The organism is Salinispora pacifica CNR114 (assembly GCF_000514775.1).
GTDB lineage: Bacteria > Actinomycetota > Actinomycetes > Mycobacteriales > Micromonosporaceae > Micromonospora > Micromonospora pacifica.
Genome location: NZ_AZWO01000014.1, coordinates 121729 through 137803 on the forward strand (window position 1 = coordinate 121729; position 16075 = coordinate 137803).

Consider the following 16075-nt stretch of genomic DNA (forward strand, 5'->3'; position numbering starts at 1 on the left):
ACACGGCATCATGCCACCGCCGACGAACCGCGGTCGTGCCGGTAGTAGTCGAGCGGCGACGGCGCCAGCGGCGTGTTGCCCAGGATGAGGTCCGCCGCCTTCTCGGCAACCATCATCACCGGGGCGTAGATGTTCCCGTTGGTGACGTAGGGCATCACCGACGCGTCCACCACCCGTAGCCCGGTCACCCCGTGCACCGACATGTCGGTGGGGTTCACCACGGACATGTCGTCGGTCCCCATCTTGGCCGTGCAGGACGGGTGCAGCGCGGTCTCCCCCTCGCGGGCGACCCAGTCGAGGATCTCCTCGTCGGTCTGGACCTCGGGCCCGGGGGAGATCTCCCCACCGCTGAACGGCGCCATCGCCGGCTGGCCGAGGATGTCGCGGGTCACCCGGACCGCCTCCACCCACTCCCGCCGATCCTGCTCGGTGGAGAGGTAGTTGAACCGCAGAGCCGGATGCACCCGGGGATCCCGATTTACGATCTTGACCGTACCGCGGGCGTCGGAGTACATCGGCCCGATGTGCACCTGGTAGCCGTGGCCACCAGAGGGGGAAGAGCCGTCGTAGCGGACCGCGATCGGCAGGAAGTGGAACATGAGGTTCGGGTAGTCGACGGTGTCGTTACTCCGGACGAAGCCGCCCGCCTCGAAGTGGTTGGTGGCGCCCAGGCCCGTCCGTCCGAACAGCCACTTCGCGCCGATCCACGGCGCGTACCGCCAGTTCAGGTAGGGCTGGATCGTCACTGGCTGGGTGCAGGCGTGCTGGATGTAGACCTCCAGGTGGTCCTGCAGGTTCTCACCCACCCCGGGCAGGTTCGCGACGGTGTCGATGCCCAGGCCGGCCAGTTCGTCGGCGTTACCCACGCCGGACAGCTGCAGCAGCTGCGGCGTGTTGATCGCGCCGCCGCTGAGGATCACGTCGTTGGCGTACACCCGGTGCGGGGTCGTCCCCTTGCCGCGGGTGTACTCGACGCCCACGGCGCGGGTGCCCTGGAAGATGACGCGGGTGACGAACGCGCGGGTACGCACCTCGAGGTTGGGTCGCTTCATCGCCGGGCGCAGGTACGCCTGGGCCGCGGAGAACCGCCGACCCCGACTCACGTTCCGGTCGAACGGGGCGAAACCCTCCTGCTGCACGCCGTTGACGTCGGTGGTGCGCGGATAGCCGGCCTGCTCCGCCGCCGCGAGCATGGCCTGGATCACCGGATTGTCCGCGGAGCCACGCTCCAGCACCAGCGGGCCGTCGTGGCCACGGAACGGGTCGTCCGGATCGGCCCCCAGCGCGGATTCCATCCGGTTGAAGTACGGCAGAACGTGGGCGAAGTCCCAGGTCTCCATGCCCGGATCGGCGGCCCACCGCTCGTAGTCCAACGGGTTGCCCCGCTGGAAGATCATCCCGTTGATACTGCTCGACCCACCCAGCACCTTGCCCCGGGCGTGGTAGATACGCCGCCCGTGCATGTGCGGCTCCGGCTCCGAGTTGTACTGCCAGTCGTAGAACCGGCTACCGATCGGAAACGGCAGCGCCGCCGGCATGTGGATGAAGACGTCCCAGGGGTAGTCGGGACGGCCGGCCTCCAGGACCAGAACCCGGTTGCCCGGATCGGCGGAGAGCCGGTCGGCGAGCGCGCTGCCGGCCGAACCGCCACCAACGATGACAAAGTCGTAACGCTGGGTTGTCACTTCCACTCACCTCACTCAACTGGTCGCGGAACTCGGCGAACCCGGGCATGACGACAGGACGAAGCTGCGACTTTGGGGGCTCGGCGCACGTCACTCCACAGTCGCGTCCGTCCGGTGCGTCCGCACCGGCTCCCGACCGGCCGCGCGCTCCCGACCGGTTCGGGGGTCGAACCGGATGCGTGCAGGGATGCAACCTTACCTCGTGTTTTCCGGCACCCCGTCAACGCGCACGCCTCCTGACCTGCCGATACGAGAGAGATCACAGGACGAGGAACGCAAGATAACGTTCTGACACCCATACGGACCGAATCGGGGCGGCACGGCACGGGAGCCACCCGAACCACAGCCGGGGCGGACGTCTCACCCCCGCCAAACGCCCGCCGCCGCACCAAGCTGCGGGACAACAACCGATGGCGCGGATCGACGAGCGCCATCGGCGTGTTTCGCCCGGTCTATCCCACATCCCACCCTCGATGCCCTCGAGGGCGTCCAGTCCTTGGTGTGACGTTGAGTTAAGATTGTGATCCGAATTGACGAGGCAAGGGAGGACGGCGGCTTCGAACCGACGCGAGCCCGGGCTCCCTGAGCCGCGCGGCTCAGCCCATGGTCGGGCCCCCTTGCCACCATCGGCTGATCACCACTCGCTGATGGCTGACCCGCTTTCGCCACGGCCCACCCAGCCGCTCCTTGATCTCCGGGCCCACGATTGCCACAGCAGGAGGTGACAGGTGACACATGACGTTCCTCGAATTTCTACAGAGCCGACGTGAGCTGTTACTCGCACAGACCCTCGAACACGCGACAATCGTGCTGATGTCCGTCGCCCTGGCGACGGTCATCGGCGTCTTGATCGCCCTCTGGACCTACCGCCACCCCCGTGCCCGGGCCGTCGCGACCGGCATGGCCGCGGCCATGCTCACCATCCCGTCTTTCGCACTACTCGGCCTACTGATCACACCGCTTGGGCTGGGCTACACGCCCACATTGGTGGCCCTCACCATGTATGCCCTGCTACCAATCCTTCGAAACACCATTGTGGGCCTGACCGAGATCGACCCGGCCCTGACCGAGGCCGCGCGGGGTATCGGCATGGGCCGAGTCCGATCCTTGGCCACTGTGGAGCTTCCCCTCGCCTGGCCGGTAATCCTGACCGGAATTCGGGTGTCCACCCAGATGACGATGGGGATCGCCGCGATCGGGGCCTATGTACAGGGCCCAGGTCTGGGCCACCAGATCTTCGACGGCCTCGCCAATCTCGGCGGCGTGAACTCCCTGAACCAGGCTCTGGTCGGAACGGTCGGCGTCATTGTGCTGGCCCTCACCGTCGACGTGGCCCTTGCACTCCTGGGCAAGCTCACCCAGGCCGGGCAACGCCCGAAGCTGTTCCGCACCCGCCCGACTCTCCGCCCCACGCTCACGCCCGCCACAGCAGCACCTTCCCCCTCCCTCGGAGGCCGAGAATGAGCCACGACGTAATGATCGACCTGCAGCAGGTCAACAAGTTCTACCGAGGGCAGAAAGCCCCGGTCGTCGAGAACATGTCAATGACGATCCAGCAGGGCGAGATCATTGTCTTGGTCGGCCCCTCCGGCTGCGGCAAGACCACAACCATGAAGATGATCAACCGGCTGATCGAGCCCAGCAGCGGCCGGATCCTCATCGACGGCACCGACGTGACCGCGTTGGACGGCAACGACCTGCGCCGCCAGATCGGTTATGTCATCCAGCAGGTGGGGCTCTTCCCCCACATGAGCGTCGCCACCAATGTCGGGCTGGTGCCGAAGATGCTCGGCTGGGACGCCAAGCGGATCGAGGCCCGCGCCGACGAACTCCTCCACCTCGTCGGCCTTGAGCCGGCCATCTACCGCAACCGGCTGCCCCGCCAACTCTCCGGTGGGCAGCAGCAGCGCGTCGGGGTGGCCCGGGCCCTCGCCGCGGATCCGCCGGTTATGCTGATGGATGAGCCCTTCGGCGCCACTGACCCGATGACCCGGGACCGGCTGCAGAACGAGTTCCTCCGCCTGCAGGAACAGCTGCGCAAGACGATCGTCTTCGTCACGCACGACTTCGACGAGGCGATCAAGATGGGCACTCGGATCGCTGTCCTCGGCGAGAGGTCCAAGATTCGGCAGTTCGACACTCCGGAAAACCTGCTGGCCCAACCCGCCGACAGCACCGTGGCCCAGTTCATCGGCCGCGGCGCCCGACTCAAGCAGCTCGACCTACGTCGGGTTGACGCGATCACGTGGCAGGACGTCCCGCTGATCCAACTGGACAAGCCCGTCAACGGCGCGAAGCGCCAGCTGGACCAGACCGAAGGCTCCTCGGCGTTGACCGTGGACGCGGACAATCGGCCGCTGCGCTGGGTCAACGCCGACGATCTGGCCGCTCGCCCGGACGCCCTTGACGAGGCCGGCCAGACGGTGACGACGGTCGAGCCACAGGCGACGCTCCGCGACGCCCTGGACGCCATGCTCGCCTCCCGCGACGGCGCCGCGGTCGTGGTTGACGAGCACGGCCGCTACGCCGGCACGGTCACGCTCGACGGCCTGATGCAGGTGATCCACCACACGCCCGAACGAGGCGAACCGGGCTCCGGGGTTCCCGACCAACGTTCGGCCGTGGCCCCCGCCGCCGAGCTCACCCCGGAGCAGCGATGAGCAGCGCCGCCGAGACCCAGGCCGCAGCGACGGTGCTCACCCCGCCGTCCCGCTGGCGCGGGCTGCTGCGGCGACACGCCCCGATGCCGGCGATCCTCGCGGCGGTGCTGCTCGCCACCTACCTCTGGGTCAGCGCCACGGATCTGGACGACATCGAACGGCGTGCCCTGGAGGCCGACAAGCTGCTGCGGGCGGCCGGAGAGCATGTGACGCTGGCCGCGCAGACCACTGTGCTTGTCGTGGCGATCGCTGTTGGTGGGGGCATCCTGCTCACCCGTCCGTCCCTGCGGTGGCTGGCCCCCTTCGCCACCGCTCTGGCCAACATCGGCCAGGCGACTCCCGCGATCGGGCTGCTCGTCCTGTTGAGCATCTTCCTCGGCATCGGCTCCTCGACCGCGTTGATCGGCCTGGTCGCCTACTCCGTCCTCCCGGTACTCCAGAACACCATCGTCGGGATCAACCAGGTGGACCGCCACCTGATCGAGGCGGGACGGGGCATCGGTATGTCACCGATAGCCGTCCTGCTCCGAATCGAGCTTCCGCTGGCTGTTCCCGTGATCCTCGCCGGGGTGCGGACCGCACTCGTCCTCGCCGTCGGCGTGGCCACCCTTGCCACGTTGATCAACGCCGGAGGTCTGGGTTCGCTGATCGTGACCGGGATCAAGCTCCAACGCGAAACGATCCTCGTCACCGGAGCAGTCCTGACCGCGGCTCTGGCGTTGACGCTGGACTGGCTGGGCGGAGTGATCTCCGACCTGCTCCGGCCCCGTGGGCTCGACTGAGTGGCCTCATCCCGCACCTGCGCACCACCGACACTCGCACTACCCCAAGGAAGGTAACGATGCGAAATCGAACCGCACTCACCCGTCTGGCGACCGGCTCCGCGGTGGTCGCCCTCGCGCTCACCGGCTGCTCGGTGACGACTGAGGACCCCAGCACCGACGTCGCGGTCGGCGAGGGATCAATCAAGGAGGACGCCACCCTCAAGGGCCAGACCATCGTGGTCGGCTCCAAGGACTTCACCGAGAACATCGTCTTCGGGCACATCACGATGCAGGCGCTGACCGCCGCTGGGGCGGAGGTCGAGGACCAGACCAACATCAAGGGCTCGGTCAACGTCCGCAAGGCCCTGCTCAGCGGCGATGTCGACGTCTACTGGGACTACACCGGTACGGCGTGGATCACCTACCTCGACCACACCGACCCGATCCAGGACTCCGCCGAGCAGTACGCGGCCGTGGTCAAGGAGGACAAGGAGAAGAACAACGTGGTCTGGGGGGCCTACGCTCCCGCGAACAACACCTACGCCATCGCGCTGCGGGAGGAGAAGGCCGCGGAGTGGAATCTGACAACCCTCTCCGACCTGGCCGAGTTCGCCGAGAGTAACCCGCAGGAGGCGACGTTCTGCCTGGAGACCGAGTTCGTCGGGCGTAACGACGGGTGGCCCGGAATGACCGCGGCGTACGGGATGGACGTCTCGGAGGACAACGTCAAGGTCGTCGACACCGGCGTCGTCTACACGGAGACGAAGAAGGGCGAGGCCTGCAACTTCGGCGAGGTCTTCACCACCGACGGCCGGATCAGCCACCTGAACCTGCGGGTACTGGAGGATGACCAGAGCTTCTTCCCGATCTACAACCCGGCTCCCACCCTCAACGGCGAGACCGCCGAGTCGTACGGCACCATCCTGACGATCCTCGAGCCGGTGATCGCCAAGCTCGACGACGAGACCCTGCGCGGGCTCAATGAGAAGATCGACGTCCAGGGCGAGCCGGTGGCCCAGGTCGTCTCCGACTGGATGAAGGCCGAGGGCTTCATCGGCTGAGGCACCTCGACCGGCGCACCACCACCGCCGATGTCCCCCTACCTCGGGGTGGCATCGGCGGTGCCGGCTCAGCCCCCGGTGTGACACACCCGGTGGCCGCCACGGTGGCCCGCGACCCCGCGCTGGTGCTGGGCCACCACAACCGCGAACGGCGTCTGCTCGCGGGCCTGGCCGAGTGGGTTGTCGACGAACGCCTCCACCAACGCCGCGTCCGGTAGGTCGGCGTCCTGGCCCAGGATGTCCTGACCGAGGTCATTGGCATCGATGATCACTGTGCCGCCGAACCGCTCCGCGAACTCGGCGGGCAGGGCCGCCCGGATCGCCGACGAAATGTCCCGGGCGACCCGATCCGGATCACGCGGTGCCAGCTTCGCCGATATGTTCGCCGGGTAGGCCGAGTACTCGGTGGGCCCGTCGATGGCGCGTACCGCCGGACCAGCGACCCGGTAGAACAGTCCCCGCCGCCGGACCACCTTCCCAGCTGCCCCGACTGCTGCGGCGGCCAGGATGCGGGGCAGCCCCGCCTCCTCGATAGCCAGCTGCATCGTGGCCGGATGCCCCAGCCCGATGCCGTACGGGGTTCGCCGGACACCTCGCGACAGCAAGCGCGCCCAGGCTCCGCTCCTGATGTCGGCCACCTTGAAGATTCGTCCCTGCGCGACCGCGACCACCTTTTCGCTGACAAACAGGTACCAGGGTCCGGCGGTTGCCAGTTGCTGGACGGCGAACGGCACCTCCGCCCCCTGTTTGTAGAACTCACCGACCCGGTTGACGGCGAGCACGGGGACATCGTCCCCGGCGGCGATGAGGTCGGTACGCAGCGGAAACCGGGCCCAGGCGCCACCGGGCGTCAGCAACTCCTTCCCCTGGTTGGGTACGAAGTCCGGTTTCGGCAGCGGGTCTGCACTCTGGTCGGTGTCCGAGCCGGTACCCCGCTGGGCCGCGACCCGGGCTGGCTCCGCCGACTCGGAGGTGCCCGCGTCGCTGGCCGGTCTCGGGTCGATGAACTCGCGCAGCCACAGTTCGATATTGAGCATCCGCCAGAACGTCATGGTGTCCACACCGCCCCGGCCGGCGACGTAATCCTCGAATGCCTGAAGCACGGCTGGCTGGTCGAAGTAGGATCGCGCACCAAAGGACCGGGAAGCGAAGATCAGGTACACGTCGTTCTTGATGCGCTGGAACCAGCTGTCCTCGGGCGTGGTGAAGCCAATCTTGTTGCGCCGTCGATGAACCAGCCGGGGCAGCAGGTCGACGGTCGCGTCCCGCAGGGCCCGTTTGTTCCATCCGTGGTGGATAATCGCGGACGGGTCAAACGACCACACGGTACGCACCAGAGCGGCGTCGAGAAACGGCACCCGACCCTCGACCGAGAATCGCATACTGTTCCGATCCTCGTAGCGGAGCAGCGCGGGAAGGCTGTGCCGGAAGAGGTCGGCGGTCAGCCGGGCCTTGATGTCATTGCGCACCGACGGGAAGCGCTCGTACCGATAGGTTTCGGCGAAGGTCCGACCCAGCAGGTTGACGGGCGGTGTCCGGCGCCGCCGACCAGCGACGTCGGTCAGCCGGGTGCGGCCCAGGCGCCAGAGCACATCGACGGAGCGGAGCAGCTCTCCGGCCACCCGGCCACCGCGCAGGCCGCGCAGGTGCACCAGATAGTAGGGCAGGTAGCCGGCGAGCAGCTCGTCGGCGCCCTGACCGTCGAGCATCACCGTCACATGTTGACTCGCCTCCCGCATCACGCAGTACTGCGCATACGGTGCGGTGGAGATGACCGGTTCTTCCTGGGTTCGGACAAAGTCCCGCAGATCAACCAGAAAGCGGTCCGGGGTCGGGCGCACCTTGTGCACCTGGAGCGCCTCGCCGCAGGTCGCCGCGACCGCGTCGACGTAGCGTTCCTCGTCGTTTCGCTCGCCCGGGAAGACCGCGGAGAATGTCTGTTGCGTCGCACCAACCGGCCGGCAGGTGTCCTCGGCGGAGGCCAGCATGTAATGAATGCTGGCCACCACGGTCGAGGAGTCCAGCCCGCCGGAGAGGGCCGTACCGACCGGAACGTCGCTGACCAGTCGAGCCCGGATCGCTCGGTCGAGCACCGTCCGGAACCGCTCCTGGGCGGACCGGTCATAGGGGGTCGGCGCCGCTGCCAGCGCGTCCATGTCATCGTAGAGGCGGGTGTAGGTGGAGCGTTGGATCGCGCCGTCCGAGGTGAGCAGGGCGATCTCCCCCGGCATCAATCGGGTGACCCCGTGGAAGAAAGTCCGTGGGGTGTCGTCGTGGACCCGGAACCGTAGGTATCGGTAGATGGTGCGGTCATCGGGCTTGGGCGTGACCGCACCGGCGGCGAAGAGGGGGCGGATCTCACTGGCGAAGAAGACCCGTCCGTCTCCGTCCTCGGCGAGGTACAGCGGTTTGATGCCGAACTGGTCCCGGGCCAACACCACCTCGCCACGCTCCAGATCGGCGATGGCCAGGGCGAACATTCCATTGAAGCGGTCGAAGGCGGCCCGACCCCATTGGACCCACGCGGCGAGCACCACCTCGGTGTCACATTCCGTGGTGAATCGATGGCCGAGATCGCTCAGCTCCGCGCGCAGTTGCCGATAGTTGTAGACCTCGCCGTTGTAGCTCAGCACCCACCGGCCGTCCGCCGAGTGCAACGGTTGGTTCCCACCGGCTCGATCGAGGACCGCCAGCCGTCGGTGCGCCAACCCGATCAGCCCGTCGGTCAGGTAGCCGTCGCCGTCGGGGCCCCGGTGGACCTGGGCGTCGGCCATCCGGCGAAGCACCGGCTCACCCCAGAATGCGCTGATGCCGATGTAGCCTGCTATCCCGCACATTGGAAGATCACCTCTGGGTTCACAACTGGCGCACTGTTTGATGGGAGTTTCGCCGGGGTTCAGCCCGGACAGCCGGCGACATTGACACAGTTGTTGGGCCGATTCGCGCTCACCACGGTGCCGGTGGCCGTATTCAACTCGACTGTTCCACCCGCCTCGTTGAAGATCCCGCCACCGTCGGCGACAGCGGTGTTCTTCCTGATCGTGGAGGTGTAGAGGGTGAGCGTGCCGTCGGCATCGTGGTAGACACCCCCGCCCCGAGTGGCTTGATTGCCCCGGATCTCGGTGTCGAACAGCGCCAACGCGCCGGCGTTGAAGACGCCCCCGCCATCGGTGTTGGCGGTGTTGCCCTGGATGAGACCCTGCCGCACGGTCGCGGAGGACGTACTGTTGATGATCAGTCCGCCGCCCCCGCTGCGGGCCGCGTTGTCGGCGATGACGACCCGCCGCAGGTGCAGCTGCACGGAGATGGCGACGACCCCGGCACCCTCGGTGTTGGAGGAGTTACGAAGCACCTGCGAGTCGGTGAGCAGGGCGCTTCCTCCGGTGGCGAGCAGCCCGCCGCCGATGACGGAGGTTGCCCGGTTTCCGGTGATCGCACTGCCGACAACGACAACGGACCCGGCGCTGGAGATACCCCCGCCATTCGTACTGACGTTCTCGCCCACAGTGGAGGAGCGCAGGTCAAGAACGCCGGTGCTGGCGACCCCGCCCCCACCCGTGCCGGCGGTGTTCCGTTCGAGATAGGAGTGGGTGATGGTGGCGGTGCCCGCGTTCCGAATGCCGCCACCCTCCTGGGCACTGATGTTGCGCACGATTCTGCTGTGGTTCAGGGTGAGGGCGGCACCGGCGGCCACGAAGATCCCCCCGCCGTCCTCGTCGGTCTGGCCACCGGTGATCTTCAGGTGGTTGAGGGTGAGGTCGCCGTCGGCCTCGACGGTGAGGATCCGGAACTGTTCGACCGCGGCGGCGCGTTCGATGACGGTGTTCTTACCGCCGTTGAGCGTGATCGGCGAGGTGATCGCGGGCAGACCAGCACCATCCCCGACATCAGCGGTCAGCAGGTAGGTGCAGTCCTTCGCGAGGTCGAGCACCGCACCACCGCGGGCATTTCCGAGAGTGATCGCCGCGATCAACGCGTCTGGGTCACAGGGGACCGGCGTGCCCTTCGGCCTGGTCTGCTCATCGATTCCGGTGCCGGGGCCCGCGATGGCGGCAGGGGCGACCAGGGCGAGCAGGAGGCCCGCCACCCCGGCCACCAACCATGGCCGGGTACGGGCCGGACGCTCCGGTGTACCCCCCTGGTCGTGGTCTTGATACCGCATCGTGGTGCCGGTGCCTTCCCCTGAACGACGAGGAACTCCGCCGGCCGGGGCCAACCCGGCGTGGTGTCCCTCGGCTACCGGACCGGCGGTAGCCGATAGTCAAACGCTAAGCCGACATTGACCCCAGATGAACATGAACCCGAAAATTCATCCCAGAGATTGTCTATCACCGCTCACCGCACACAACCGGCCCGGTCAATCCGCGCCACCACGGAGAACGCCGCCCACTCGCTACTTGTCGATCACGCTTCCCGGCGGCGTGGGCGAAGACTCCAGCTCCCTCCTCGCCCGGCTCCAGGCATCGCCGTCGACCCCGAGTGCGGTGCGGAGGTAGGCACCCACCATTGCTCCCACCGCCGAGACCCGGCCCAGGTCCTCATCCGTGGTCTCGGCGGCACCGAAGCCGACGATTCCGCCGAGGCTGTGCTCGCCCCCGAACACGGTCAGCAGGGCCTTCGGCGCGGGAGACAAGGTGTACGAGTCCCGGTGCCAGGAGGCGCCGACAACATTGAGCGGCCCGCAGTCCTGGTCGCCCGCGACCACAAGTGCCGGGGTGGTCATCGTGCTGAAGTCAGACGTCTGCAGAACCGGGTACTTCTCCCTCGCGTACTCGCTCAGGGCATCGCCGCCCCGACCAAGGCCCGAGAGGATCGCTCCGGCCCGAACCCGGCGGTCGGACAGATCAACGATCGAGCCGTCCGTGGGATCGTTGAGGCGACGGCCGAGGAGGAGGGAAGCGGTGTGGCCGCCTGCCGAGTGCCCGACAACCGCGATCCGTGCCCGGTCGACCCGTCCGCTGAGCGTGGGCACCGCGGCCTCGACCGCGTCGAGATTGTCGATGACAAACGACAGGTCGGTCGCTCTCGAACGCCAGTAGAGCGGAGCCTCGGCAGCGTCCGCCTCGCGTAGCCCGAGAGCCAACGAGTCCAGGTGCGTTGGCTGCACGATGACGAAACCGCAGGCTGCCAGGATCTCCACGAGCGGGTCGTACCCGCGCCACGAGGAGAGGTTGGACGGCCCGTGGTTGTGCGAGAACAGGACGAGGGGCCGGGACGAGCCCGTCACTGGCACCGACACCCGTAGTTCGAGATCCACCGTCCGGGCGGGTGCCGGGATGACGACGGGAGCAACGGACAGGACCGGAGCGGCCAGGCCGGTTCCGGAGGCGCGATTCATGTCGAGGTACCTCTTCTCACGACGTGAACCCGACTATGACGAGCGCCGAGAGCCGGGCTACAGACGAGCAATCACACTCGATTACGGCATGGTGGGCGACTATCCGACGCAGCCCGCGACATCGACGCAGTTGTTCGGCCGGTTCCTGATCACGATGGTGCCGGTAGCGGTGTTCAGGTCCACCGTGCCACCGTCGTTGACGACTCCCCCACCGTCGGTGACGGCGAGATTGTCGACCACCTTCGTCGCCGCGAGGCTGACCGTCCCGGAGTTGTGGATGCCGCCACCCCGGTCGGCCCGATTGCCGATGATCCGGGTACGTCGTACCGCCGTCTGCCCCGCGTTGAAGATTCCACCGCCGGCGGCTGCCATCGCGGTGTTGTTGTTGATGATGCTGTCCTCGATGACGACGTAGCTTCCTCCGCCGATGTCCCCCTCGACGAAGAGGCCACCGGCCAGACCGGACAGTGCGGTGTTGCCGGTCAGGCGCACCCACCGCAGGGTCAGCTGCCCGCCGAGACCGACCCGGACGCCACCGCCGTCGGACTGGCTCAGATTCCCGGTGATTCGAGTGCCGGTAACCGTGCCGATGCCGCCGGAGACGAACAACCCACCAACCGACTGCGCCCGGTTGTCGGCGATGCTGCCGCCCTGGACGGTCACGCTGCTGTCCGAGGCGAAGACGCCGCCGCCGAGGTCGGCGAGGTTTCCGCGGACGTAAGACTGCACGAGTTCCAGTGGGCCGGCACTGAAGATCCCACCGCCGCGCTGGTTCCCGATATTCCGTTCGACCCTGGAGTGGCTGACCCGGGCGGTGCCGTTGTTGGCGATACCGCCGCCGAGGACGTCGGCTATGTTGCGATGGACGACGCTGTGGTTGACGGTCAGCACGCCACCGGTGTTGACGAGGATCCCTCCGCCGCCCTCGGTGGCGTGGCCGCCGGAGATCGTCAGCTGGTTGAGGGTGAGCGCGCCACCGGCGGCCACGGCGAGGATCCGGAACTGGTTGACGGCGGCGGCCCGCTCGATGGTGGTGTTCCTGCCGCCGGTGAGGGTGATCGGGGTGGTGATCGGGGGCAGACCGGCGCCACCGAGGTCGGCGGTGAGCAGATAGGTACAGCCCTCGGCGAGGTCGAGCACGGCACCACCGCCGGCGTTGGCCAGGGCGATCTCGGCGATCAGCCGATCGGGGTCGCAGGGGACCGGCTTGCCGGCCCGCCGCTCCCCCTGCTTCCCGTCGCCCCCACCCGCGTCGCTCTTGTCGGCCGCACCGCTGCCTTCGTCCCGACGGTCGTCGGCGGGCGGCCCGTCAATCGGGGTCCCGGACGTGCCAACGGCCGGCAGGGCGCGCCTGATCGTCTCGCCAACCGGGGTCACCCCGACGGCGGCGAGCGCCAGCCCGGTCAACCCGACAAACCACCACCGCCGCCGCCATGGCCGCGCTGGCTTCTCGCCCGGCCGGTCGGGCGGCTCTCCCTGGGCGTGGCGCTGATGGTTCATCGCGGTCTCGATGTCCTTCCCCCGTGCACGGCAAGGAACCACCCAGTCGGGTTGCCAGTCGAGGTCACTCCTCAGCTACCCGTCGGGTGATACCAGCCACCGCACGCTAAACAAGGGGAGGCGACACGAAGCCCTAAATGCGATTAAATCCACCAAACCAGATGAAAATGAACATATCTTACGTCCCCCTTGCTGCCGGCTCCATGCTGGGCCGGGGCTCGGCCGCGGCCTGACCGTCCGACCGCCGGCGAGCCCGGCCGATCGCGACAGCTGCCGCCACCAAGCCGAGGGCCAGCGTCAGTCCGGCGCAGCCGAGAATGGTGGGCTGGGCGCCGAAGCTGGCGATCATCGGTCCGCCGGCAAGGGTGCCGAGCGGCACGGAGAGAGTCGCGATCGCGCTGTACGCGGCGATCACCGGAGCTCTCGTGCTCGCCTCGGTCCGGGCCTGCAACAGGGCCATCGTGGTAGCGGGAAAGGGGGCCCAGACAAGCCCGCCCACAGCGAACATGACGAGCGCCACCCCCGTCGGCGCCCCGGCGCCCAGCGGCAGCAGGGCAACTCCCCAGGCCAGCACGATGGTGATGGTGACCGGCCACAGTCGCCAGCGCCGCAGGTAGCCAGCGGCCAAACCGCCAACGATCGCGCCGGCACCGAAGACCACCCAAAACGCGGCGAGCCTTCCAGCCGAGTCGCCGGACGCCGCCCCGACGTGGACCGGCAGCGCCACCAGTATCGGCCCGTAGAGGAAGAAGAAGCCGAAGGTCAGGATGGAGAGACCACGTATGCCGCGGTCGCGTGAGATCGCAGCGAAACCGGCAAGACCGGACGACCTCCGTGCTCCGCGCGGAGCACGCGCCGCCTTCGGCACGGCGAGCAGGTAGGTGATCGCCAGGACGGCGAACGTCGCGGCGTCAATGGCGATGACGACGACCGGGCCGCCAATCCCGATGATCACCGCTGCGAGGGCCGGGCCGACCAGGACCGACGCCTCGACCAGGAGACCGATGAGCGCGTTACCGGCCAAGCGGTGCTTCGGCGGGAGTAGCTCGGCGATGAGCGTGAAGCGACCGGCCGACCCCCACGACCGCAGCAGCGCGGAGAGTCCGAGCAACACCGTGTAGAGCCAGATGCCCAGCACTCCGGCGAGATGCGCAACCGGAATCAGCACCAGCATCACGGTCCGCAGAACCGCATCCCACGCGGCCAGTTGGGCACCGCCGCGGCCACCGAGCCACCGACCGAACAGCACCGATCCGAGCGCCCCCGGCAGGGTATACGCGGCGATCGCCACCGCAGCCCAGGTGGCCCTACTCTCCGACGGGGCCAAGTGAAGGGCAAGCCAACTGACCGCGACCAGGCTCATGCCGTCGCCCAGAGCCGACAACACGAAACCCGGGAAGAGTCTCCGCAGAATGCGGTGCCGCAACACCGGCCAGTAGGGCGAAGCCCGAATAACAGTAGGGACTGCTTTTCGGAAAGACACCCGGGAAGTATCTCGCCGCCGCCAACCAGCTGCAAGAAAATTAGCGCTCAGCAGAACTGAGGCTTCGACTAAAACAAATGCCGGCGCCGCCCCATCCGGCTCACCGGGCCGGGGTCACGAGCGGGGGCGTCAGAGCTCGTCGCAGTCTCGGCTCCCTTCCCCAGCCCAGACGCGGAACGGCCAGGCAGGAGCGGCCCGGGGACCGCCACGCCACCGGCCACCGACCGGCTGCCAGCCCGCAGGACAACCGCGCGCCGAACGCCGGCGAACATGAATAGGGCGACGAGCATCGTGGCTGCGACACACCCCGACGGTCACCGACCCGCCCGGCACAGCACCCGCGATCAAGAATGTTGATTCACATCTCGCATCAATGTCCGCCACCCACCCACAGAGCAAGCTGCGACAACGTTTTGATCATGCCCATGAGCTACGCGGCCGCTAGAATCGACTAATCATCGGCAGGCGATTATAAATTGCCCGAGATCGTGATTCATGGAGGAATCATGATCCCGCCGCTCGTGCCGAAAACGCTGGGCGTACCCGCCGATCTAATTGCATCGCATTTGAGGGAGGAACATGTCCGCCACCGACCCGCACCCGGTCCCGAACGAGGACCCGGAGCAGCACATCGGGATGCAGACCCCGGATCCATGGCTCGACCCTGAGCAGACCGACTGGCCAGTTGTGGAGGTGAAGATCGATGGCTTGGATGGTGGTACCGAACCTGGACGAAGCCCGTGATCAACTCAACAGACGATTCCCCAGTCGGGATACCAAATCGGACGGCTCGATCGGCGATACCTCCCACCAGAGCTCCCCGTCGAGCCACAACCCGGACCGGACCGGTCGGGCGGAGCATCGCGATGGCGACCAACTCGACGAGGTACGGGCCCGAGACTTCGACGCCGACCTGCGCGACCCGGGCGGGGTCACGATGGAACAGGTCGTGCAGCTGTGGGTGAAGCTCGCTCGCTCCGGCGCGCTGTGGTGGGTGCGGTACATCATCTACAAGGACCGAATCTGGCATCGTCGGCACAACTTCGCCACCCACACCTACACCGGCTCGAACCGGCACACGACCCACTGCCACGTGAACTCGGACTTCACCCAGGCCGCCGACACGGTACGGGACACGAACTGGCGGCTCGACCAGCTCGGCAAGCCGGGACCCGTCGAGCCCGAGAAGCCGACACCGGTCCGACCCGCACCGGGGCCAGCGGTGCCATTCCCCCTCCCGAGCGGCTACTACTTCGGCTCCCGGAGCGGAGGAGATCGATCGGTGTCGGGCCAGTATCGGCGAAAGTTCAACGGAAAATCGGACCGCCAGTGGCTCGCCATCTGGACCAAACAGCTCACCCGCCGAGGCTGGTCCGCTGGCAAGGGAAAGCGGTACCTCCGCCGAAACGGCCACGACGGCAGGTACGGCCCGGAGCACCGCGAGCTGATCAAAGCGTTCCAGGCGGATCAGGGCCTCAGCAGGGACGGGCTACTGGGCCGCAAGACGTGGGATGCCGCCTACCGCAATCCGATTAGCTGATCATCCTGCCCCAGAGCGCCGCAGCACACCGTGCTGGTCACACC

General features: G+C 67.6%; 11 protein-coding genes. 5 read left to right on the top strand and 6 right to left on the bottom strand.

Features of this window, described 5'->3' with window-relative positions:
* Nucleotides 1-8 precede the first annotated feature (8 nt).
* The gene (gene betA, locus B118_RS0110630; RefSeq protein ID WP_018220387.1) at nucleotides 9-1685 is read right to left on the bottom strand and encodes a choline dehydrogenase; all 1677 of its coding nucleotides are present in this window, start codon (nucleotides 1683-1685) and stop codon (nucleotides 9-11) included.
* Nucleotides 1686-2420: 735 nt separating this feature from the next.
* On the opposite strand from betA, the gene B118_RS0110635 reads away from it, so the two are divergent.
* From B118_RS0110635 to B118_RS0110650, 4 genes are read left to right on the top strand one after another with little or no spacing between them, the layout of a single operon-like run.
* Nucleotides 2421-3149: an ABC transporter permease gene (locus tag B118_RS0110635; RefSeq protein ID WP_028192750.1), complete on the top strand. Its 729-nt coding sequence runs from the start codon at nucleotides 2421-2423 to the stop codon at nucleotides 3147-3149.
* Complete coding sequence (locus B118_RS0110640; protein WP_028184409.1) at nucleotides 3146-4345, top strand: betaine/proline/choline family ABC transporter ATP-binding protein; 1200 nt, start codon at nucleotides 3146-3148, stop codon at nucleotides 4343-4345. Before B118_RS0110635 ends, B118_RS0110640 begins: the two co-directional genes overlap by 4 nt.
* On the top strand, nucleotides 4342-5127 hold the full coding sequence (locus B118_RS0110645; RefSeq protein WP_018220390.1) for an ABC transporter permease: 786 nt from the start codon (nucleotides 4342-4344) through the stop codon (nucleotides 5125-5127). The genes B118_RS0110640 and B118_RS0110645 overlap by 4 nt, the downstream gene beginning before the upstream one ends.
* Nucleotides 5128-5186: 59 nt before the next feature.
* The gene (locus B118_RS0110650; protein WP_018220391.1) at nucleotides 5187-6170 is read left to right on the top strand and encodes a glycine betaine ABC transporter substrate-binding protein; all 984 of its coding nucleotides are present in this window, start codon (nucleotides 5187-5189) and stop codon (nucleotides 6168-6170) included.
* Between the two features lie 68 nt (nucleotides 6171-6238).
* On the opposite strand, the gene asnB is transcribed toward B118_RS0110650, so the two are convergent.
* The 5 genes from asnB to B118_RS0110675 form a co-directional block, all read right to left on the bottom strand.
* Nucleotides 6239-9007: an asparagine synthase (glutamine-hydrolyzing) gene (asnB, locus tag B118_RS0110655; protein ID WP_028184410.1), complete on the bottom strand. Its 2769-nt coding sequence runs from the start codon at nucleotides 9005-9007 to the stop codon at nucleotides 6239-6241.
* Nucleotides 9008-9066: 59 nt separating this feature from the next.
* Nucleotides 9067-10332, bottom strand: coding sequence for a hypothetical protein (locus tag B118_RS0110660; RefSeq protein WP_026270441.1), 1266 nt, complete (start codon nucleotides 10330-10332; stop codon nucleotides 9067-9069).
* A gap of 231 nt (nucleotides 10333-10563) precedes the next feature.
* A complete protein-coding gene (locus B118_RS0110665) occupies nucleotides 10564-11508 on the bottom strand; it encodes an alpha/beta hydrolase family protein (protein WP_018810217.1) in 945 nt (314 codons plus the stop codon).
* A 99-nt stretch (nucleotides 11509-11607) separates the two neighbouring features.
* Complete coding sequence (locus B118_RS0110670) at nucleotides 11608-13008, bottom strand: hypothetical protein (protein ID WP_043541172.1); 1401 nt, start codon at nucleotides 13006-13008, stop codon at nucleotides 11608-11610.
* Between the two features lie 178 nt (nucleotides 13009-13186).
* Entirely contained in the window at nucleotides 13187-14437 is a 1251-nt protein-coding gene (locus tag B118_RS0110675; RefSeq protein WP_028192752.1) for an MFS transporter, read from the bottom strand.
* A 757-nt stretch (nucleotides 14438-15194) separates the two neighbouring features.
* On the opposite strand from B118_RS0110675, the gene B118_RS0110685 reads away from it, so the two are divergent.
* Nucleotides 15195-16031 carry a peptidoglycan-binding domain-containing protein gene (locus B118_RS0110685; protein ID WP_027657549.1) on the top strand — a complete coding sequence of 279 codons (837 nt, stop codon included), beginning with the start codon at nucleotides 15195-15197 and terminating at the stop codon, nucleotides 16029-16031.
* The last annotated feature ends 44 nt before the right edge of the window (nucleotides 16032-16075 follow it).